At 33.0% G+C, this 22,163-nt stretch carries 23 protein-coding genes, 1 tRNA gene and 1 pseudogene; 17 read left to right on the forward strand and 8 right to left on the reverse strand.

What is annotated here, in order from left to right; genetic code table 11:
* On the forward strand, positions 1-238 hold a 238-nt coding region (locus A9G25_RS11875; RefSeq protein ID WP_141675107.1), incomplete at its 5' end, for a PoNe immunity protein domain-containing protein.
* A 153-nt stretch (positions 239-391) separates the two neighbouring features.
* On the forward strand, positions 392-1,192 hold the full coding sequence (locus tag A9G25_RS11880) for a PoNe immunity protein domain-containing protein (protein ID WP_065627071.1): 801 nt from the start codon (positions 392-394) through the stop codon (positions 1,190-1,192).
* A 115-nt stretch (positions 1,193-1,307) separates the two neighbouring features.
* Here A9G25_RS11880 and rsgA read toward each other — a convergent pair whose 3' ends face one another.
* A complete protein-coding gene (gene rsgA / locus A9G25_RS11885) occupies positions 1,308-2,336 on the reverse strand; it encodes a small ribosomal subunit biogenesis GTPase RsgA (protein ID WP_065627072.1) in 1,029 nt (342 codons plus the stop codon).
* Positions 2,337-2,415: 79 nt separating this feature from the next.
* On the opposite strand from rsgA, the gene orn reads away from it, so the two are divergent.
* The 3 genes from orn to hemH are packed head-to-tail and all read left to right on the forward strand — an operon-like array spanning position 2,416 to position 5,255.
* Positions 2,416-2,982: an oligoribonuclease gene (gene orn / locus A9G25_RS11890; protein WP_065627073.1), complete on the forward strand. Its 567-nt coding sequence runs from the start codon at positions 2,416-2,418 to the stop codon at positions 2,980-2,982.
* Between the two features lie 5 nt (positions 2,983-2,987).
* A complete protein-coding gene (gene waaA, locus A9G25_RS11895) occupies positions 2,988-4,259 on the forward strand; it encodes a lipid IV(A) 3-deoxy-D-manno-octulosonic acid transferase (protein WP_065627074.1) in 1,272 nt (423 codons plus the stop codon).
* Positions 4,260-4,268: 9 nt separating this feature from the next.
* On the forward strand, positions 4,269-5,255 hold the full coding sequence (hemH, locus tag A9G25_RS11900) for a ferrochelatase (RefSeq protein WP_065627075.1): 987 nt from the start codon (positions 4,269-4,271) through the stop codon (positions 5,253-5,255).
* Positions 5,256-5,940: 685 nt separating this feature from the next.
* Here the strand turns inward: hemH and A9G25_RS11910 are convergent.
* From A9G25_RS11910 to thiI, 6 genes are all read right to left on the reverse strand, one after another.
* Complete coding sequence (locus A9G25_RS11910) at positions 5,941-6,270, reverse strand: hypothetical protein (protein ID WP_065627077.1); 330 nt, start codon at positions 6,268-6,270, stop codon at positions 5,941-5,943.
* A 39-nt stretch (positions 6,271-6,309) separates the two neighbouring features.
* Positions 6,310-8,955: a tetratricopeptide repeat protein gene (locus A9G25_RS11915; protein WP_065627078.1), complete on the reverse strand. Its 2,646-nt coding sequence runs from the start codon at positions 8,953-8,955 to the stop codon at positions 6,310-6,312.
* A gap of 402 nt (positions 8,956-9,357) precedes the next feature.
* Positions 9,358-9,843: a tRNA (uridine(34)/cytosine(34)/5-carboxymethylaminomethyluridine(34)-2'-O)-methyltransferase TrmL gene (gene trmL, locus A9G25_RS11920; RefSeq protein WP_244178553.1), complete on the reverse strand. Its 486-nt coding sequence runs from the start codon at positions 9,841-9,843 to the stop codon at positions 9,358-9,360.
* A gap of 19 nt (positions 9,844-9,862) precedes the next feature.
* The gene (gene cpxA / locus A9G25_RS11925; RefSeq protein WP_065627079.1) at positions 9,863-11,245 is read right to left on the reverse strand and encodes an envelope stress sensor histidine kinase CpxA; all 1,383 of its coding nucleotides are present in this window, start codon (positions 11,243-11,245) and stop codon (positions 9,863-9,865) included.
* Between the two features lie 28 nt (positions 11,246-11,273).
* Positions 11,274-11,996 carry a response regulator gene (locus tag A9G25_RS11930; protein WP_065627080.1) on the reverse strand — a complete coding sequence of 241 codons (723 nt, stop codon included), beginning with the start codon at positions 11,994-11,996 and terminating at the stop codon, positions 11,274-11,276.
* Positions 11,997-12,114: 118 nt separating this feature from the next.
* The gene (gene thiI, locus A9G25_RS11935; RefSeq protein ID WP_065627081.1) at positions 12,115-13,563 is read right to left on the reverse strand and encodes a tRNA uracil 4-sulfurtransferase ThiI; all 1,449 of its coding nucleotides are present in this window, start codon (positions 13,561-13,563) and stop codon (positions 12,115-12,117) included.
* A gap of 608 nt (positions 13,564-14,171) precedes the next feature.
* On the opposite strand from thiI, the gene A9G25_RS11940 reads away from it, so the two are divergent.
* The 12 genes from A9G25_RS11940 to A9G25_RS13470 all read left to right on the forward strand — a co-directional run bounded on the left by A9G25_RS11940 (position 14,172) and on the right by A9G25_RS13470 (position 21,526).
* Positions 14,172-14,405 (forward strand): hypothetical protein, encoded by a 234-nt coding sequence (locus A9G25_RS11940; protein ID WP_141675108.1) that lies wholly within the window; start codon positions 14,172-14,174, stop codon positions 14,403-14,405.
* A gap of 42 nt (positions 14,406-14,447) precedes the next feature.
* Positions 14,448-14,762, forward strand: coding sequence for a hypothetical protein (locus tag A9G25_RS11945; protein ID WP_065627083.1), 315 nt, complete (start codon positions 14,448-14,450; stop codon positions 14,760-14,762).
* Between the two features lie 20 nt (positions 14,763-14,782).
* Positions 14,783-15,289, forward strand: coding sequence for a hypothetical protein (locus A9G25_RS11950; RefSeq protein WP_065627084.1), 507 nt, complete (start codon positions 14,783-14,785; stop codon positions 15,287-15,289).
* Between the two features lie 209 nt (positions 15,290-15,498).
* Positions 15,499-15,873 (forward strand): preprotein translocase subunit SecG, encoded by a 375-nt coding sequence (gene secG, locus A9G25_RS11955; RefSeq protein ID WP_065627085.1) that lies wholly within the window; start codon positions 15,499-15,501, stop codon positions 15,871-15,873.
* A gap of 7 nt (positions 15,874-15,880) precedes the next feature.
* Positions 15,881-15,966: transfer RNA gene (locus tag A9G25_RS11960), tRNA-Leu, on the forward strand.
* Positions 15,967-16,150: 184 nt separating this feature from the next.
* The gene (locus tag A9G25_RS11965) at positions 16,151-17,401 is read left to right on the forward strand and encodes an integrase domain-containing protein (protein WP_034882780.1); all 1,251 of its coding nucleotides are present in this window, start codon (positions 16,151-16,153) and stop codon (positions 17,399-17,401) included.
* A gap of 767 nt (positions 17,402-18,168) precedes the next feature.
* The gene (locus A9G25_RS11970; protein WP_065627086.1) at positions 18,169-18,567 is read left to right on the forward strand and encodes a terminase small subunit; all 399 of its coding nucleotides are present in this window, start codon (positions 18,169-18,171) and stop codon (positions 18,565-18,567) included.
* Positions 18,568-18,945: 378 nt separating this feature from the next.
* Positions 18,946-19,128, forward strand: a complete 183-nt coding sequence (locus tag A9G25_RS11975; RefSeq protein ID WP_065627087.1) for a hypothetical protein — start codon at positions 18,946-18,948, stop codon at positions 19,126-19,128.
* Entirely contained in the window at positions 19,115-19,666 is a 552-nt protein-coding gene (locus tag A9G25_RS11980) for a hypothetical protein (RefSeq protein ID WP_218057624.1), read from the forward strand. The genes A9G25_RS11975 and A9G25_RS11980 overlap by 14 nt, the downstream gene beginning before the upstream one ends.
* A 773-nt stretch (positions 19,667-20,439) precedes the next feature.
* Positions 20,440-20,649, forward strand: coding sequence for a helix-turn-helix transcriptional regulator (locus A9G25_RS11985; RefSeq protein ID WP_065627088.1), 210 nt, complete (start codon positions 20,440-20,442; stop codon positions 20,647-20,649).
* A 3-nt stretch (positions 20,650-20,652) separates the two neighbouring features.
* Complete coding sequence (locus tag A9G25_RS11990; protein WP_065627089.1) at positions 20,653-21,063, forward strand: hypothetical protein; 411 nt, start codon at positions 20,653-20,655, stop codon at positions 21,061-21,063.
* Between the two features lie 100 nt (positions 21,064-21,163).
* Positions 21,164-21,526, forward strand: coding sequence for an antA/AntB antirepressor family protein (locus tag A9G25_RS13470; RefSeq protein ID WP_081297262.1), 363 nt, complete (start codon positions 21,164-21,166; stop codon positions 21,524-21,526).
* Here A9G25_RS13470 and A9G25_RS13120 read toward each other — a convergent pair.
* Positions 21,441-22,028 (reverse strand): annotated as a pseudogene (locus A9G25_RS13120) (IS3 family transposase); the annotation flags it as partial. The gene A9G25_RS13470 and the pseudogene A9G25_RS13120 overlap by 86 nt on opposite strands.
* Positions 22,029-22,163: the final 135 nt, after the last annotated feature.

Below are 22,163 nucleotides of genomic sequence, written 5' to 3' on the forward strand. Positions count from 1 at the left end.
GTTTTTAGATGAATACTTACGCCGCTGGTATGACGGACTGCGTAAAACTGGATATAGTTATATTGATAGTCATTTATGGCAACAGGGCGACTCTAGAGATTGTTGTTCTTTTGTGGGCTATTGGTGTTTTGAAGCCGCCGCAGTAGCGTATTTAAAAAATATTGATGATAGCAGCCTACACCGTTCTATCTACTACCCGAAAGATATGGTTGAATATGCTCGCAATAATCATCAATAGATATGATATAAGCTATAAAGAGGCCGAAATGATGGTTATTGCCACTCGTTATAGGAATATCAAGCAACCGCCTTATTCCATGTGATTTAATAAAAAAAGTAACATGTATGATGCATCAAAAATAAGTCTAAATAAAAATATAAAGAGATTAAAATGACAGAATTTGAACAACAACGCCGTCAGAAACTATTAGATGAAGATTTTTACCATTATTTTCAAGAAAGACTTACAAAGCTAATTGGTAGGGTTGATAACGATATGAAAAAGGAACAAGATGGTTATGCAGAATTTATGATAGAATTACAATATCAACAATTTTGTTTAGACTATACATTAGGAATAGAAATCAATGAGTTATTTTCTAGGATGGGATGTATTTTAAGCTATATTCATAGCTCTATAGATTATGTAGATAAATATAATCTCGTCAACTCAGATGATAAGATGAATATTACTATATTAACGGAATATTTTGAAACTGAGACATTATCGAATTTATTGGGGTTAGCAATTTTATTTAAACACCAAGATTGGTTTGAAACCATTGTTAAAGCTGTTGATTTTGATCAAGAAAATCGAGAGAAAGCGTTAGACAGTCTAATTGCAATGAAAATTCCAAACTATCCAATTACTGAAGAAAAAACACCACGAGAGCTGAGCTTTCGTAATCCCCTTTATAAAGCTATTCATGCTGAAAAACCTAAAGATACCTTAAAGTTTTTAGATGAATACTTACGCCGCTGGTATGACGGACTGCGTAAAACTGGATATAGTTATATTGATAGTCATTTAAAACAGCAGGGCGACTCTAGAGATACTTGTTCTTTTGTGGGCTATTGGTGTTTTGAAGCCGCCGCAGTAGCGTATTTAAAAAATATTGATGATAGCAGCCTACACCGTTTTATCTACTACCCAAAAGATATGGTTGAATACGCTCGCAATAATCGTCAATAGGTAGTTAAAAATATCGCCATAACAAGTGGAATTTCCTCAATTTTGTTTTTTATGTATTTTCATTACAGTCGTTTTTTAAATGTCTATAAACAATATAAGGATTTCCTACAGGCTATTATTTATAGATTTTTTTGGTTTTAGCCTTAACTTCTTGCATTGTCTGTAAAATTCGATGATAGTTATCAAGTCTTGATGGTGCAATTTTACCATCTTGCACCGCTTTTTGTAATAAACAACCTGGCGTATCAAAGTGATTACAATCACGAAAGTGGCAACCGCCTAAATAATTATCAAATTCTTTAAAACCACTAATCACTTGCTGCGGCTCTAAGTGCCATAAACCAAATTCGCGGATCCCTGGTGAGTCAATAATATCTCCACCATTTGGTAAGTGGTAAAGCCGAGAGGAAGTGGTTGTATGTTGACCAAGTCCGGATATTTCTGAAATACCTCCAGTCATAACTGATTGTGATTGATGAGGTAACAGTAAATTAATAATACTTGATTTTCCCACACCAGACTGCCCAACTAAAATGGAAATTTTACCTTGCAAAACATCTTGTAATACAGCAATGCCTTGTTGATTTTGACATGAGACATACAAAACTTGATAACCGATATGAGTATAAATCGTCAACTTTTTTTCAACTTCAGTGCGTTGATCATCATTAAGTAAATCAATTTTGTTTAAAACAATAATAGGTTTTATATCAGTGCATTCACAAGCAACTAAATAACGATCGATAATATTTAGTGATAATTCTGGCAAGACAGCCGAAATAATCACGATTTGATCAACATTTGCGGCAACGGGTTTAACGCCATCATAAAAATCAGGCCGGACAAGTTCAGAAAGTCTCGGGTGGACCGCTTCAATAATACCATTGGTATTTGGCTCTAAACTTTCACGCCACATCACTTTATCGCCAGTGACTAACGAAGGCAAGGTTCGGCGAATACTACAGCGATAAATAAGACCAGCACTATCTTCAACATCAGCAGACTTACCAAAACGGCTTATTACTACACCGTCACGAGGTGATGAAAAATTTGTCAGACTCTCATCTTGCTTTATTGCTAATCGTTGCTGATGTTTTGCCGCTACACGTCTTTTTTGATTATTGGATAGTTTATTTTTTGCCATAGTGCTCATTTTTTACTAAAACAGATTGTCAGTTATGCTACACTACTCAGTATCAAAAAGAAAATCTCTATAGCAAATTATGAACAAACAATCTCAAATTAATAGTAACAATCTTATTTGGATAGATCTTGAAATGACTGGACTCAATCCAATAACTGATCGCATTATTGAGATCGCAACCATTGTTACCGATTCTAACTTAAATATTCTTGCTGAAGGACCTGTGATTGCAGTTCATCAATCTGATGAGCAATTAGCATTAATGGATGAGTGGAACCAAAACACCCATGGCAAATCAGGACTTATTGAGCGTGTTCGCAAAAGTACTGTTAGTGAACAACAGGCCGAGCAACAAACCATCGAATTTTTAAAACAATGGGTACCAGAAAACAGCTCTCCAATTTGTGGTAATACTATTGGGCAAGATCGTCGTTTTTTATTTAACTATATGCCTAATTTAGAAAGTTATTTTCATTATCGCTATTTAGATGTCAGCACAATTAAAGAATTAGCTAAACGTTGGAAACCTGAAATACTAAAAGGGATTAGCAAACAGAGTTCTCACCAAGCTCTTGATGATATTCGTGACTCAATTGCTGAACTTGTTTATTACCGTGAACACTTTTTTGATCTAACCAACTTATAATTAGTATGCAAATTTTATATACTTTTTTATTGTATTTGATTCAACCACTGGTTTGGCTAAGACTGCTTTGGCGTAGTCGTAAAGCACCAGCTTATCGAAAGCGTTGGCTTGAACGCTATGGTTTTTGCAAAAATAAAGTTAAATCTAACGGTATTTTAGTGCATGCCGTATCGGTGGGTGAAACGATAGCAGCCATCCCGCTAATCAAAGCACTTAAACAACAGTATCCTAGTTTACCTATCACAGTTACCACCATGACGCCAACAGGCTCAGAGCAAGTTAAATCATTACTTGGTGATAGCGTCAGCCATGTATATTTACCTTATGATTTGCCCTGCGCGATAAATCGTTTTTTAAATACGGTTAAGCCCAAATTAGTGATCATTATGGAAACTGAGCTTTGGCCTAATTTTATCTGTCAGTGTTATAAACGAAATATTCAGCTAATTATTGCCAATGCCAGATTATCAGAACGTTCAGCTAATCGATACAGTAAACTAGGGCGATCCATTAGCAATTTACTATCAAAAATTAGTGCAATTGCCGCGCAAAATAAGCAAGATGGGGAACGTTTTATTTCACTGGGTTTACCCCGTGATCACTTAACAATAACCGGTAGTATTAAATTTGATATTGATTTAACAGATCAACAACAGCAAAAAATCAAAACGCTAAAACAGCGGTGGCAATTAGACCGCCCTATCTTTATTGCCGCAAGTACACATAATGGGGAAGATGAAATCATCTTATCTGCTTTTAAGCGGTTATTACAAAAATATCCCGATTTGTTATTGATTATTGTCCCCCGCCACCCAGAGCGTTTTAAAACCATCGAAAAATTAATTAATGACTGTGGATTGAATTATATAAACCGCAGTAGCGGTCAAATTCCTACTAAACAAACTCAAGTCATTTTGGGTGATACAATGGGAGAATTAATAGAACTTTATGGTATTGCAGATATTGCCTTTGTTGGCGGCAGTTTAGTGGAACATGGTGGGCATAATCCATTAGAACCCGCACTTCACCACATCCCAATCATTAGTGGCGAACATTTTTTCAATTTTAAAGTTATTTGTGAGCAACTTATTTCAGCTGATGGAATGATCATTTGTGCTAGCACAGCTGATGCCCTTTATTCAGCTATTAATGGGCTTTTAGAAAATAAAACGCATAGTCAACAAATTGGCGAACAAGCGTATCAAGTATTAAAACAAAATCAAGGCGCACTACATAGAATTCTTAACATTATCAACTATTATCTTTGCTCAAAATAAGGATTACTTGTGAATAAAAAACAAGGGTTATTGCTAATTAATCTAGGTACACCAAATGCGGCAACACCAGATGCAATAAAACGGTACTTAACCGAGTTTTTACTCGATCGCCATGTCGTTGATTTACCGAAACTGTTTTGGTATCCGATTTTAAAGTACCTTGTAATACCTAAACGAGTGCCTTATATTATTCATCATTACCAAAAAATTTGGATAGATGGCTCATCACCTTTACTCCATTACAGCCAATTATTATGTGATAAATTACAACACCACTTACCAAATATTCAATGTGAATTAGCCATGACCTATGGTGAACCCAATATTCAATCTGCATTGAACAAGCTTCAATCATGTTCAAAAATTACGGTATTGCCACTTTTTCCACAATACTCAACGACCACAACACTCGCTGTACTTGATAAACTTAAACAAATTATAGGAACCAACAAAATCATAAATAGTATTGATTATATTCGTGATTATGCTGATCATCCAAGCTATATCAATGCACTTTATTTACAAATTAAGCAAGCATTTCAAGACCAAGGTGAGCCTGAAATGCTTATACTTTCTTATCATGGTATTCCAGAGCGTTATATTTACAAACGAAAAGATGATTATATTCAACGTTGTGAAATTACCACACAGTTATTAATCGAAAAATGTCGAAAAAATAACATAAATATATCAATCCAAATGGCTTATCAATCGAAATTTGGAAAAGGAAAATGGGTTACGCCAAGTACCAGCGATACATTACAAATATTGGCACAAAGAGGGGTTAAAAATGTGCACGTCATCTGCCCAGGGTTCTCGGTAGATTGTATTGAAACTATTTACGAGATTGACGAAGAAAATCGAGAAATCTTTTTAAATGCAGGTGGAAAATCATTTTATTATATTCCCACATTAAATGACACTGACTTACAGATTAATTTAATCATGGCGTTAATCAACCAAACTCAGCCATCTATACTTAATAATTTATACTGAAACATACAATTTCCTGAAACTTTTTTACAAAAATCTATTACCTCTAATGTGCAGAGAATAGCAAAGCTATTACTATCAAGTGATCATTGAGGATGTTCTATCCCTAGCATCATGAAGCAGACTTGGCGCACCAAAACGTGCTGTAGGAATTCTTTGCATTGTTTACAGTAATTTGAGAAACTATTGTAAAACAAAGAATACAACGTTCATCAATGTTAAAAACTGATTGTTCAACATTCGATATTGAACGATATTTTTGTTGTAAATTAGGTGATAAAGTGATTGAAGTTGTATTTGCAGAGCCTTTTTTAATGAAGGTGACTATATTGATAAATTAATGTATTTATATGGAAAATTTTGTAAAAATCACCATAACTATGTAATGGATAATGATGATGTATATGATGAATTTATTGACCTTTTTATAAATCAACAATTGGAAGATGATTTTCCCAACGATATATTGCTAACAATTTTCACGCTAAACCCAAGAAATAGAAGCAATCTTGTGGTTATTTCTTTATCAAAATGCACCAGCTATTCCTAGTTATATTAACGTTATTCATACTGAGAGTAATTATGATAAAAACCAGCAATAACTATTGTTATTAATTTTCCACTGCTTTTAATTAACTTCAAAAAAACAAAAACACGGGAAAGTCCCCGTGTTTGTCATCATTTATTTCTATAAAGGTATACAATTTTCGATAAGTTTTTGCTTATCCTTGTACTCATCATAATAATTGTTATTAATTATTGGATCATCGTCATATTTAATGGATAAAATGCATGTAAATTTTATCTTTTTATTGTTATCGTAGTAATATTTTTGCTCTACATTATATATTTTTATCGTCTTTTGCTTGGTGGAGGAAGAAAATGGAATAGAAAAATAATTTTCTTTCCATAAATAATATATACCACTCAGTGCTAATATCAATAAAATTATATTGAATATCCAAAATTTTGAGTGGAAATTTGTTGTTTTATTTGATGTAACAATTGAATCATTCATATCTAATATCCTGTATTAACGAGCTAATCTTAAACAAACCTATTCTAGGTTTAACTCCATATGGGTTAATGGAAGAAAACGATATAAATTACGGTATTGGTTAAGCTTATTATTAGCTTTAGTTAATTGTTCTGCTGTTAATTGCGATTTTAATTCTTGAACTTTATTAAATGCTTGAGTTTGATTATGTTCTGCCAATAAACTGTACCAAACATAGGCAAAGATATTATTCTTTGGAATATCAACACCTTGTTCATGCATATCAGCAAGTTCAAACCATATTTTATAAATATCAGAAGGCGCTAAGATTTCGTCAGCATAAATATGTTTTGGTTCTGTAAATTCTCGTTCATAGTAATTTGAAATATAATTAGCTAAGTCATTTCTTAATAAAATTGCTTTGGTATATTGGTAAATGCTATGGAAGAAACGTTTATCATTATGATCTAACGGGAAATAATAATACTTAATAAGTAATTCGGCAGCATTGACATTACCAGATTTAAGTAGCATTTTGATATTTGAAATATACTTATCATCTCTTGAATCGCCATATAGCCGAGTATGTTTTAATAATTCAATGATTGCGTATTGATTTTGATTTTTAGCTAAATCGTTAAGTTCTTTCTGATACTTTTCATCTTGCTCTGTAAATTTATAGTACTTTGCTTTTAAAAATTGTTTTTTCAGATCATCATCAATGTTGTTATCAATCCAAGAAAACAGTAATTCTTGTTTTGCTGTACAAATAGGTGAATTATTGTTTAATGTTTTAATTAATTCTTTTTGCACTAAAATATCGCCTTGTGTCGCCAGCTCTATTGCTGCTTTGCAACCAGCATAAGTTTTTATCCCGTTACCGTTAAAATTATGCTTCGTAAAATGATAAACCACTTTGGGTGATGAGCTATTTTCATTTTGCACCTTTAGCCAATCTTGACCATCAACCACAATTGTTGGTGAAAGGTAATTTTGTTGATGATTAATGTATTGTGTGGTTAACCATTCAAATTCAGGATGCGATTTGTCGATGGTTATCAAAAAATTTTGTGCTATTACATAATTTTGTTGTGCTGCCAAATCAAGATATCTCCAAGCTTCATGATAATTCTGTTCAACCCCTTTCCCTAAATAATAAATTACTCCTAACCGATAATTTGCCGTTGCATATCCTAAATCGGCAGCTTGTTTGTAATATGATATTGCTGTATCGGTATCTTGGATAATAAAGTCATATAACGTACCAAATCGGTATAAAATTATTGGATTATTAGGCTCAAGTTCCAATGCTGATTCGTAAAGGTGTATTAATTCATTGCTGGATTTAGCTATAAGGTTTTCGGCTTCACGATAAAAACCATAAGCAATTCCACGTTGTTGAGATAATGCCAGCAGTAGGGGGAAAGAGTAGTTATACTCAAAGAAAAGATGCTCGGCTAGCATTTCTTTTTCGAGTTGAAGATAAAAGGCTTTTTCATCTTCTAAATTATCGGAAAATACTTCTTCTACGATTTTAATAGCGTTTTCGATATAAAGTTTATTGGTATAATCGATTCGTTTTTGTCTATCTTTTAATTCTTCGGGATAGTATTTATCAACAAATTCATCATATTGGAATTTTTCGAAAATTCTGTTATTTTCATAAATGGGTTTAATTACATTAAGTAAAAACTGCTCTTGTAGATTAACTTCATTAGATGATTGAATGCTAGGGTTAATTGTATCGTTAACTGAGGTATCGATTTTCATCCCTAAATGATAATATTTTGCAGCTTGCTTTGAATCTTTTTCTACCCCTAAACCATTTAAATAAAACCAAGCGAGCTGAAAGGCCATTTTTTGCCTAGTCTCATTTTTAATTGAATTTGATTGGGCAAATTCAATTAACCATTTAGCCGCCCATGGGTAATTAGGTTGTTCTGATTTTGAACCATCTATCTGACCGCCATTTAAAAAATATTCAACCAGCTCCATTGGAGTATCCGATGCTTTATTGTAATTTATATGTTTCACAGTTTTTTCAAGCCAATATAAAGCTTTTTTCTGATCATTAATTTTATTTTTATAGAGTTGATAAAGCCGATATTGCGCGTGTCCGTAAAATCCCCAATCATAGCTTTTACTCGCCATTTCATAATATTTTATTGCTTTAGCATAATCGGTTTTAACATCTATTCCCTTATCATAGAGAGTAGCTAATACATATTGAGCTTGACCCACACCATATTTTCTTCCCTGTTTATTTAACCACAGCGTTCCTTCACCTACGCTAAATTTTGCTTTATCTGGAATTGGTGAAGCGGCCTTTTCTAACCAAAAAAGGCCTTTTTTAATATCTTTATTTACCAATTTACCATTAACATAGGCTATTCCTAGAGCGGTTTGGGCAAGAGGGTATAGGTTTTCGGCAGATTTAGTTAAAAATTCGATATATTTATCGGCGGATTTATCCTTGCACCCGGATAATCTTTTATCTTTTGATTCAAGATAAAATTGATGAGGGCGGCAATCCCAATCATCATTTTCATTCAAAGGGTCATAAGCCATAGCAACTTGATACTGTGCAACATTATCTTTATTTTTCGTAGCCAAAAACCACACATTTTGAGAAATTGTTTCGGCAAAAACATAATTTGTAAAAGTACAACATATTAAAAATAAAGATAATAATTTTATATTTTTCATTGTGTGATCATCCATATTAATCATGTTCAAATTCAAAATAGACATCGGACTTTCTATAAAGGTAGTTACGTTGAATAAATTTATTTGAACTCATTTCCAATAAAAAGAAGGCAAATAGCCTCAATAAGTTTCATTGTATGGCAAAAGCTTTCACTTTTTAACAATAATATTCATAGTATTAGCTTAATATATTACCTAATACTGGAAAATGGAATACTTTTAATCTTGGAGATAATATGAAAATGAAAAAAATCAATTGTATATGTGGGTTTTTTATTGAGAGGATAGAACAACATATAATCTTTTCTGATTAATATTAATTATTTTAACCCCACCGAAAGGTTTGAATATTGCTTTTTTCCCAACGTTGGTATTTATCCAACAACTGAGTAAAACTAAATTTTATTTTGCACCCATATAATTTAACTGACGCCACGATTCATAAACCACAACGGCAACAGAATTAGATAAATTCATACTACGGCTAGTGGCTAGCATGGGAATGCGGATCTTTTTCTCTTGTGGTAGTGCATCAAGTATGTTTTTTGGTAAGCCTCGGGTTTCTGGCCCAAACATTAAGAAGTCATTTTGCTGGTAATCGACTTCACTGTGTGGTTTTTGTCCTTTTGTGGTTAAAGCATAAACTTGTGTTGATAGGTCTATTTGATTGGCATCTAAAAAATGGTTGAGATTTTTATAGCGTTTTACATCAACAAATTCTTGATAATCAAGCCCAGCTCGTCTTAACTTTTTGTCATCCCAGAAAAAACCCATAGGTTCAATAATATGTAAATTGAAACCAGTGTTAGCACAAAGGCGAATAATATTTCCAGTATTAGCAGGAATTTCGGGTTCAAATAAAACGATGTTTAATGCTGAATTTGACACAACTTTTCTCATTCACTATTTATTGATGTTTATGAATTGGCAATATTATCACAATTCTAAGTCCACCAAGATGACTTTTTTCTGCTTTTACTGTACCGTGATCGCGTATGATGGCATTAGCTACAATAGCGAGCCCTAATCCAGTTCCGCCAGATTCACGATCTCGGGCTTCGCTTGTACGATAAAAAGGTCTAAAAATTTGTTCTAGTTCACTTTCAGCAACCCCTGGGCCATCATCATCAATTGTAATTGTTAGCTTTTGTTGTTGTGCTAAAAAATTGATATCGATCTGTTTATTCGAATAGCGAAATGCATTGCGTATAACGTTTTCAAGTGCGCTACATAAAGCAATTGGATAGCATAATATAGTATGGTTAGTTGGAAAATTTATCACGGTCAACTTTTTACCTATTTGTTCTGCTTCAAAAGTGGCATTATCAAGCACCTGCTTAAATAGAGTATTAATTTTATTAACTTCACGAATTTCCTTATTGTCATATTGTTGCCTTGCCAATGACAATAAGTCACCAATCATAGAATCTAATTTTATCGCTTCATTATTAATACGTATAACTTCACTGCTTTCACCTTGTTTGCGCCGCAATAGCGATGTAGCAAGCTGCAAACGAGTCAAAGGAGTGCGTAACTCATGAGAAATATCTGAAAACAAACGTTGCTGTACTTCTTGCATTCGTTTAAGCTCTCTTAGCATATGGTTAAAACTAGCGCCTGTTGCTTTATATTCAGACGATCCTATTTGTTCTAGCTCAGGCCACTCTTGTAAATTACCTTTCGCAACCTGATCAGCTGCTTTTTTTAGCCTTCGAGCAGGTTTTGCAATACTCCAAGATAGCCATAGTAAAAAAGGAGAACTTGCCAGCATGGTCAAAGTTAATAGTAAAAAAGGATGATCAAATATAAAGTTGACTAATTGAGATTGAATATCTGTAGTTTGTTGTAGGATATATAATCTATATTCAGCATTAGCATAATGAATTAGAAAAGGTCCTATAATTTCTTGAGAATCATAGATTTTTTTTGCAGGGTCTTTAACATTATGGGATTTTTCACTAAAGTTTTTGACCAAATCAATATTTTTTGTTTCGGCGGTAATGATTTGTTCATTAGGGGTAACAATAAATAAAAATTGACCTGGTTTTTGATGACTATCCATAACAACAATAAAACGCATCCACCACCGAAAACTATCTTTTGGTACATTTATAAGATCATTTTCAATTTGATGCGCAAGCATATTACCAGCTTCTTTATCTTTGTTTGCTAAGTAGGTTAGGTTTCGAGCATCAAGACTCGGCAAAACCATTATTAACATTAGAAAAAAAGCTATGGTTAATAAAAATATTGTGAATATTCTTATTGTTAATTTATCAAAAAGCCACATATCATATTATCTGATCTTCATTATAATGTTATTCATATAACAAATCGTCATTTCGATCAATTACAAATAAGTAACCTTTTGAACGTAATGTTTTAATCCATGGTAAACCATCACTCCTAGGCGGTAGTTTTTTCCGTAATCTAGATACATGTACATCAATTGAGCGAGCAAGTGGAGCTAAATCTTTACCCAAAACAAATTCGTTTAGTTCTTCGCGTGTAATTATTCTTCCCGAATTTTCTAGAAAGGTAAGCAACACTTGAAACTCAGTACCTGTTAAATCTATATACTGGTTATCAAAAAAAGCAGATTGCTGTTTTCGATTTACATTAAGTTTATCAATTGTATATTTAATTGGTTGTTCAGCTTCATCGTTTGCTACATTATCCCAATGCGCTCTACGCAAAAGTGCATTAATTCGGGCAATAAGCTCTCTATCATTAAATGGCTTTAGAATGTAATCATCAGCGCCAAGCTCAAGTCCAATAACTTTATCATATTCATTATCTTTAGCCGTTAAAAAAATAACAGGTACCGTAAATTTACCTCTAAGTTGGGATAAAAATTTAAATCCATTCATTTCAGGCATCATAATATCAAGTAAAATAAGATCTATCGTACTATCAAACTTTTCTAAAGCCTGAATACCATTATTCGCTATTTCAACAAGAAATCCTTCTAACTCAAGAAGTTCTCGTAATAATAAAGTAATTTCTGGATCATCATCAACTACAAGTAATTTACTGCTCATTACAATCCTCTTTATTTCATTCATTCTTGATATTAATTTTTATACCAAATATAGTTTTACCCAAAAATTTACTATATATGTAAAAATCACGAACAATATAGTAAATTATTGTTAATTTTTATATAGAAAATATTTTTACATTATTGTAACCTTGGTCAATTAAATAAAGCGCTTGCAACTTACTCATGACTCCACGATCGCAATATAGTAAATATTGCTTCGATTGATCCAAATTCCCAAATTGCGTTGCTAACTTATAAAATGGAATATGCTTAACTTCAATATCACTCAATATAAGAGGGTTATCTTCCTGCTCTTCTGAAGATCGAATATCAATAACCACGTGATTGGTACTCAGAGTTGTGACAGTTTCAACATGAGCAATTTTTGTATCTGTTTGTTTTGCTATCTCACGAATATCAATATTTTCAGCCTCGGCAACTGCTTTATCCAAAATCGTGAAATCAAAATTCATTTCTTCTGCTTCAATTTTTTCTTTCACGGCTTTAACCGTTGGGCTTTTAGATATTACGCCACAAAATTCTGGCATTGTTTTAGCTATATCTTCAGTACCAATTTGACGCGCAATATTGATAATGGTTTCTTTATCGTGTGTGATTAAAGGACGTAAAATTAATGTATCACTAGCATTATCAATTAAACGTAAATTGGTAAGTGTTTGGCTTGATACTTGCCCCAATGCTTCTCCAGTAACGAGAGCTTCCACTTTATAGCGTTGCGCAATTTTTGATGCTGCACGAATCATCATCCGCTTTAAAATAACTCCCATTTGCCCATCATCAATTTTTTCAAGAATCTCACCAACAACATCCGAAAAATCAATAGCAATAAAACGCACTTTATGTGAGCTACCAAAACGTTCCCATAGGTAATGAGCCATTTGTTTAACGCCAATTTCGTGAGTTTTTCCACCAAGATTAAAGAAACAATAATGCACTCGGCTTCCTCGGCGCATTAGCATATAACTTGATACGCCAGAATCAAAACCACCTGATATGAGCGAAAGAACATCTTCTTGTGTACCAGTTGGAAAACCTCCAATACCAGCATGTCGCCCCTTTACCAGTAGTAACTTGTCTTTGTCGATTTCAAGGTGAACTGTGATTTCTGGGTGAGTTAATTTAACTTTAGCCGAAGACACATGTTGATTAAGTCCACCACCAATATAACGTTCAACATCAATTGAAGTAAATTCATGTTTGCCACGACGCTTTACGCGTACACAAAATGTTTTGTTTTCAATTAATGGAGCATAATAATCTAATGCTTTTTCAAAAATATCATGCATATCAACAAAAGTGATTTCATCGACAGCTAGAATATGATGTATACCGGGGATCCGCATTAATAATTCAAGTATCTTAGTTTCACTATTTTCAACTTTTGGACGAACTTCAATAAAATCCCAATGACGAATAACTGCCACTTCTTCAATATGATGCTTTAAAATATTACGAATGTTGCTCGTTAGTATTTTAATAAATCGTAAACGAACAGAATCACTTTTGATGGTAATTTCAGGAAAGATCTTAACAATAAATTTCATAAATACAATTTGTCATAATACAAATGGCGATATTATACCGTTTTTTTAGATAGAAACGTACCATTGATTATCACAACTAACTTGTAATACTTATAGACACATTATGTTTGACACTAAATAAGCCAAAAAATCATCATAGAGCGTTACTTAAACGTTATGGAACGTTAATTTCGTGCAATAATCTTAGTATTTTGAAGTTAATAGATTTTGTTTTCTCTACTACTTTACATCATAACAATATTATGAAGTTAGTTATCAATAGTTGTAATAACGAAATTAATGGCTATGGTATTAACCTTCAAAAGGAAACTAGTTAAAAATGTTTTATCTGAGTTAGCAGATTCCACATGGCAAAACCGTAATCATCTTCATATTGTGTATATCACAAGTATCCTCTCTATCGACTAAATTGATTGTTTATAACGATCAATAAGATCACAACTTATCGTTATAAACGATATGACAAAGCACAATATATTTCTAATCATAACGATGATGAATTTTTATTCAATAATAATTTAAGGAGCTAAAATAGCTAAACTTGATAAATGACTTTATTATCAAAACACCAACTGATTTTAAATTTTCCCCCACTTTGAATTACTATGATGAAGATGGAGACAGAGGTAAGATTTCCGATAAAGGAACTTTTAATTACCTTTAAATGGTTTGATAATGCAGGACAAGAAATTTCAAAATCTCAATATGGAAAGGTAATTGGTTGTGGCAGTGGGTTTCAGATGCCGCTTAAATTAGTTATTACTCTTTCTGATATACAAGTCCATTCTGAATATGGTGTTCCTAAAGACAGCGAATTATATAATTTAACCAAAATTTATTAAATTAATACTGATTCGACGATCTGTTTTGCAAAACCTAATCAAATGATAGTCAATAATAATCAAACTTGGGGAAGTCCTTATCGTTTTACACAAAATGGTAAAACAAATTGTGTACTTATAGGTTCTAATAATGTAGAAGACTCTTTGTTTGATCCGAACCGAGCAGATAAAGTCTGGAATAAAATTGGTACTGAATATAGAGATTCGATTTGTGGTGGAGGTTACGATCATAATGTTTTTGACCCTCTCAATGGATTTTATGCATCTGCCTATCCGAAGTTTCCAACAACAGGATTTTCCGGTGCTCAGTTTCAGTTAATTATGACTGGGCCCAAACAGATTGGGATTATTCTGTGAATACAACATAGGTAAATAGTGTGACAGTAGATAATAATGGCATGGTTTATCTCAACCATAAACCTAATGGCACAGTAACGGTATCAGCAAAATTTAAACCAGATAACAGCATAATACATAGTTACACATTCAATCCAACCAAAACATGGGTTGCTCCAAAAGGTAATGGGATGTACACATATGAACAAGCAACGCAAGTATGTCATGGAGAAGCAAACATACCTACTCAAGCAGAAATGTCAAATTCTCCTAATGCTTCAGATTCATGGAAAATAATACCGCTAACTTGGGATCTATTTGCACGAACAATCAACCAAGGGGTATTAAGTGAATGGGGAATGACAACTTTCCCAAATTATCCTAAGTCTAATTGGTTTACAGGAGACCAATGGTTTTTTTCATCTGATGAGTTTCCACTAACAAATCAATACCCAGGACGTTCTAACCGATATGCTATTGACGCTTGGATAGGGCAAGTTGAAGTATGGGGAAAAGAACAAAAATTACGCGCTGTATGTAAAGAATAATTACTTTATTTAAACTAAAAGAAATTAATATAATCAATAATCATAGTGCTTATTTTAGTTTAAATATTAACAATCTCAGATTGATATAAAAAATATTTTTTAAAACAGACCAACAATTTATGAAATTTTACTTGCTTGTTGGTCCGTCTTTCGCTAATATTTCGCATCAATAGATTCTGTTATATAACATATAAAGTTGACAGGTTGAAATGTACGAATTTTTAATTATAAGCTATCTAGTTATTGCGATTATAATAGTTGCATTAGTTTTAATTCAACGGGGTAAAGGTGCTGACATGGGTTCATCTTTTGGTGCTGGCGCATCAGCGACTTTATTTGGATCTTCGGGTAGTGGGAATTTTTTAACTCGTGCTACCACTTTATTAGGTATTTTGTTTTTTGTAATAAGCATTTTACTTTCAAATTTAGGTAGCAACCCACGAATAGCTTCATCTAGCGAATTTGAAAATATTGAAGATACTGTACCTGAAACAACACAGCTGAATGAAGGTAATACCGCACCTGCAATAGCTCCAATTACTCAACCTGTACAGCAAAATTCAACTTCAGATATTCCTGAATAACAACGGCGCCGTGGTGGTGAAATTGGTAGACACGCTATCTTGAGGGGGTAGTGCTCTAAGAGCATGCGGGTTCAAGTCCCGCCCACGGCACCAAATCAATAAACAGTAACATTCTTTTAAACCCTACAAAGTACACCAAACCCAGTAATAACAAGCCTTAAAGTCTATTTTATTGCCCATTAAGTATCAGTAAGGTACATTTACAACCAAAAATAATGGGGGTATATTTGGGGGTATAATTAAATACCCTATTATTGCGTACCCCCAAAGGTGAAAAATGGCTGTAAAAACTACTCCCTTAACTGACACACAAATAAAAGCATTAAAAGCCACTAGTAAGGATAAAAAGTATTTTGATGGTGGAGGTCTTTTTTTGTTAGTTAAACCGACAGGGGTTAAATTATGGCGATTTAAATATAAAAAGCCAATATCACATAAAGAGACATTATTATCTTTCGGTAAATACCCAGAAACATCGCTACAACAAGCGCGAAAACAACGAGATGAGGCGCGAGAATTAATAAAGCAAGGGATAGATCCACAACATCACAAAGCGGAACAAGAACAACGTAAGCAAGAAGCTTGTAATAATACCTTTTACGCTATGGCTGAGAAATGGTTCAAATTCAAAACAGAACAAGGTTTAGAAGAACAAACGCTCAAAAAGGCTTGGCGTTCATTAGAAAATCATGTTTTCCCTTATATAAAAGATATTCCAATAAACCAAGTAACAGCTATCAAAGCGATTAACGCATTACAACCATTAAATAACAATAATAAATACGAAACAGTAAAAAGAGTTTGCCGGCGAATTAATGAAATAATGTATTATGCTGTCAATATGGGAATTATCGATAATAACCCTCTAGCCAAAATCACCGACGTATTTAATAGCCCGAAAGTAAAAAATCAGCCAACTATTCCCCCTACTGAGTTACCGCAGTTCATGCAAGCTTTAGCTATGGCAAAGATTGAATTACAAACTAGATGCGTGATTGAATGGCAGTTATTAACATTAACGCGACCAAGTGAAGCCGTAGGGGCTAAGTGGGAAGAAATTAATCTAGATAAAAAATTATGGAGTATTCCTGCCGAACGCATGAAAATGGATAGACCACACAATATACCCTTATCACCGCAAGCAATAAAAATACTTGAGATAATGAAATCTATTAATCATAAAAGTGAGTTTGTTTTCCCAACAGCAAGACCGCCTTATAACAAGCCAATGAGTAGCCAAACCGCTAACATGGCAATAAAGCGCATGGGATACAAAGATAAGTTAGTTGCGCATGGATTAAGAGCTTTAGCTAGTACCGCTTTAAACGAACAAGGCTTTAATTATGATGTCATTGAAAGCGCGTTATCGCATGTAGATAAAAACGCAGTAAGGCGAGCCTACAACAAAGCAGAATATGAACATCAAAAGCGTATTATGCTTGACTGGTGGGGTGACTTTGTCGAGCAAGCAAGCCAAGGAAATGTCTCACTATCAGGTAACCGCAATTTAAAGCTAGTTAATCATTAACCATATCACGCTATTCATACCGTGCCCCATATTTGGGTTATTCACTTCAATTCTCCATAATAACCACTCCTCATATCTGAGGGGTGCTTTTTTAAATGTCATCCTTTACCTATACCAATTATTAAGTTGTTTTTATGCTTACCTCCCCATAATCTTAAACTTTTAATATAAAGTGTTCACTACTATTCACCAACCTAATATTAATTTATATATATCAATATATATCAATATATTATATACTTATTATATATATTTTTTGGTATTCACTAGTATTCACTACTGTTCACTACTATACACATTTAAAAATAATCTTGATCCTGTAATTAACTAATTGAAATATAAATATATTTAGATAGCGTTATTTTTTTATTAAAATAAAATAATTATTAATCATAATGTTAATTAAGGATGATTTTAAGGTTGATCCAGGGCTATTATTAGAGGAAAAGAATAAATGCTTTATGGTGATTTCCACCATACAGGTATTACATTTGCAATCTGCTAAAAAGCCAGCAGGTTTATTAAATTGAATTACTCAACCATAGCTATCTATGGTTACCCATTTAGTAATGGCAGTAAAAAAAATTATTTCAATTCGCGGTTTTGCATAAAAAGGAGGGTGGGCGGTTTAGAGCGTATAAGGTCGTAGGAATTTACTCCCCCTCCTCTTGGTTGGTTTAGTGAATTTTTGGACACGTTAGAAAGCAATCTAATAATTCGCCTTATTGGATTATAATAGCCTTATTATTAGTAAGTTAGGTGGTAATATGGCAGGGCGAAAATCAAAGATAAAGGACATGTTAAAACTAGGGCAAGAGTATTTGCATAAACAGGGCTATATCAAAAATGGCGAAATCATTCCCTCTATGGCTGGACTGGCTTTATATGCTAACTGTTCAAGGTCGAGTTTATATAATTATGCAAGTTCAAGCGAAGAATTTAAGGACATGTTAGAACTTATCAAAGCACGCCAAGAAGTCGAGTTAATTAATAAAGGCTTAAAGGGTGAGTTTAACGCAAGTATTGCTAAATTGATGCTTGCTAATCATGGTTATTCTGAAAAGCAGACATTAGATCATCAATCTATGGGTAGTAGCATTATAGCCAAATCTAAACCAATGCGCATAGAACTAGTATCGCCACCATCAAAGGATTTAACCGCCTGACAAGCAAAGAGCATAAACTTGTTGCCTGCTCAAGTTTTAGATGCTCAAATTGAGCCACTTCTTATAGAATTTAAATACCCAAAAATCCATTTAATATATAATCACTAGTACTTATATAGGTATCCAAACAAGTATCCAGCAAAAAGGTATTTAATAAATGGATACCAATTTAATCATAAAAGGCAGTTATCTTCATTATGAAGACAGCTTATAAAATTCTTTCATAAATTTCAATTTAAAGAAAATTAAATATTTATTATTGTTTTTCTCATATTGATTTATATTCTTTTTTAAACAGTTAAATACATATTGATATAACAAAATAGAGCTATATAATATTACACAACTTGTGTAATTGTACTTTTTAGGAGGCATAATATGGCTACATCATCATTTAGCAAAACGTTTGTTTTGGCTGAGCCTCGTGACATTAATGTATTTCAGGAACTAGAGAAAGCACAAAGTACGATAAAAACTCGCGAGCGAGACGAGAAAGCCGAATCTAAAAAAGCAGTAAAATTATTTTCTAAAGTTTTAACCCGAAAAAATGCTCACGGTTAATCTAGATGAACTTATTAATGAATATGACGAGGAGGAAATAAAAAGCCTCCTTTGTTGTTTTTCTTGCCCCAGAAATAAGGATTTACAAGATTTTTTATGCAACTCATCGATAGAATTTAGTAAAAGAAACGTATCAAAAACCTATCTTATTATCAACGAAGATAATCTTGATATTCTCGCCTATTTTTCTTTAGCATTTACATCAATACAATCAAGTGATTTTGAAATATCTAAAACATTAGTATCTAGTATGGATGGCTTTAATAAGCACGCTACAGAAATAAAAGTTCATTTGATTGGCCAAATTGGTAAAAATTTCGCAGTTGAAAATAATCCTATAAATCTTGGGTTAATATTACAAGAAACTTTCACAATAATTAAACAAATCCGCGCTATGGCTGGCGGTAGATTTGCTATATTAGAATGTAATAATAATCCCTCATTGATAGCACTATATAAAAAATACGGATTTAAAATATTGCCTACCAAAGAAGATGGTGATCATCTTATCACTATGTGTATAAAAATTCCTGATTAGTAGCCTCAATAATTTCATATCTAAAATAATTTTATGTGTAAAAATTTACAATATATAGTAATACATTATCAAAATTTACTACTATATATAGTAAATTTGAATATTAATTGATTAAAAAACAAGCAAACGAATCAATGGGTGAAAAATATTTTTTAAGAGCATTTTTTCACTGGCTAATTCATTACAAAATTAAGGCGATTATACAAATCCGATCATAAACTGAATTACTTGAAATTTAATTTATTTAAAAATCATAAAGTTAAAAATAATGTTTATTAAAATCAGATCGTAAATCAAATGACAGCATTTTTACGGCGTTACTAAAGTTAAGTAATACATAGCAACCAAAATTGTATTTAAAGGGCTTAGAGCGCTCATTTTGCGCCTTATTTTTGATATTTATTATTTACTATGCTTTATTTTTCAAAATACTTTGATAAAATACTAGTTAAATCGATTACTTGGTTATTTATACAGGTAGTTAATTGAAAAACTATTAATGAGGAGTATCTAAGTTAGTAGTTTTAAGGGGATATGGCTTCTAAGTTTGCCGACCGCGAACCAACTCCCCTTGAGTAAAGAAATTAAACATGATACGGATAAAAATGTAACAATTTGTTTAACAACTTCAGTTATATATTGTCTTATCTACCAAAGGTAGTCAATGCCAATATTAACTAACTGTTCGTTTATTAATCAAACTCTGTTAGCTCCTTTCATCCTCTATCATTGTTTAATTCTTTTTAATTAGTAATTTAAAAAGAGATTTTTACATGGAAAAAATTTTAAATAACAAAGATAGTCTTATCCCGTTAAAAGATTTTATTGCCTTAATTGGTTATAAAAGCACATCCTCATATTATCAAATGCTCAAGAATGACAAAACCGCACCTAAACCAATAAAATTATTGGGTCGAAAAGTTTTTTTATCTAGTCAAGAAGTTAATAGCTGGATTGAATCAAAAAAAGCGGCAAGGGGGTAATTTATGCAAATTGGAAACCCTCTATATCGCGAAATAATCGAGGGCTTAGATTGGAGCTTAGACGCTTCCAATCATAGCCAATCTGATTATAAAAAGCTACCTAAAAAGCCAAGAGCTTACCTATTAATTGCGTGTACTGGTGACAATGGTATTACAGAAAATGAGATATTGCGCACCTGTAGGCTTTCTAGCGGTAGAAATTACTGTTCAGAACTAGAAAGAAAGTTAGGCATCATATTAAAGCGCATGGATGAACCTAATACCGACGGAATAGGCTCACATTATCGCTATTACCTAGCCAATAAGGAAGATGCTCAAAAGGTGGTTAATCTGATTCTTAGTTATGAAAATAGCTTATTAACTGATTCGGATATCAGCCAAATTTTAGCACTTTACCCAAGCAAAGCAGCTTAATTAATTGATTTTATAGCAAAGCTCATTTTTGAGCCGACGGTATCCCTTTGCCTAAATTTAGCTAAAAGAGGGATTTTTCGACACGTTAGGAGTAATACTTATGACAGATTTTAATAATTTAGTACCAGTAACCGAAACACAATTAAACGGTAAATTACAGCAAACAGTTAGCGCAAAACAATTACATCGTTTTCTTGGTGTTGGTCGAGACTTTTCTAATTGGATAAAAGGAAGAATTGAGCAATACGGCTTTACTTTAAATGATGATTTTTTCATCTTTGATTCCCCCATTTTGGTGAATCAAAGTGATCCTCGCCAAAATATTAGACAGTGCCCGCCTCTATCATTTTTTCGTTTTGGTAATATTGTTGTTCATATTGTTCAGGTGATACCCAGCCATTGGCTGAATGACGGCGTATCCGATTATAATAGATTTCAATATATTCAAATAGTGCTTTATTAGCCTGCTTCCTCGTTTTGTAGTAACAGTCATGAATAATATGTGTTTTGAGTGTATGAAAAAAACTCTCAACAACCGCATTATCAAAGCAGTTGCCTCTTCGACTCATGCTTTGCCTTAGCCCATATTGTAACAATAATTGCTTGAAATCAGCACTGCAATATTGGCTTCCTTGGTCACTATGAATGAGTACATTTTTAGGAAAGTGACGCCGAAATAAAGCTTGTTTTAATGTATTACACACTAAATGGCGGTCTATGTAGCGACTGGTTTGCCTAGCAATCACTTTTCGTCCATATAAATCGATAATCACCGACAAATATAACCAACCTTCACCCGTTTTAATATAAGTAATATCGGTTACCCATGTTTTATTAGGTTTATCAGGATTAAATTGCCTATCTAACGTGTTGGGCGCAATATTGTGATGAGCCTTGTCTGTTTTATGCTTGAATTTACGTGCTGCTTTACTCCGTAATCCCAATTGTTGCAAAACACGGCTAATTGTCCTTTATGAAACTTGATAGCCTGCTTCTCTTGCATCATGAAGCAGGCTTGGCGCACCCAAACGGGCTTTATGTTGCCAATACTGCTTTTGGATATACTCGCTGAGTTTAACTGATTTGTTTGCTCTTTTTAA

This window comes from Gilliamella sp. Bif1-4 (assembly GCF_001690535.1).
Taxonomy (GTDB): domain Bacteria; phylum Pseudomonadota; class Gammaproteobacteria; order Enterobacterales; family Orbaceae; genus Gilliamella; species Gilliamella bombi.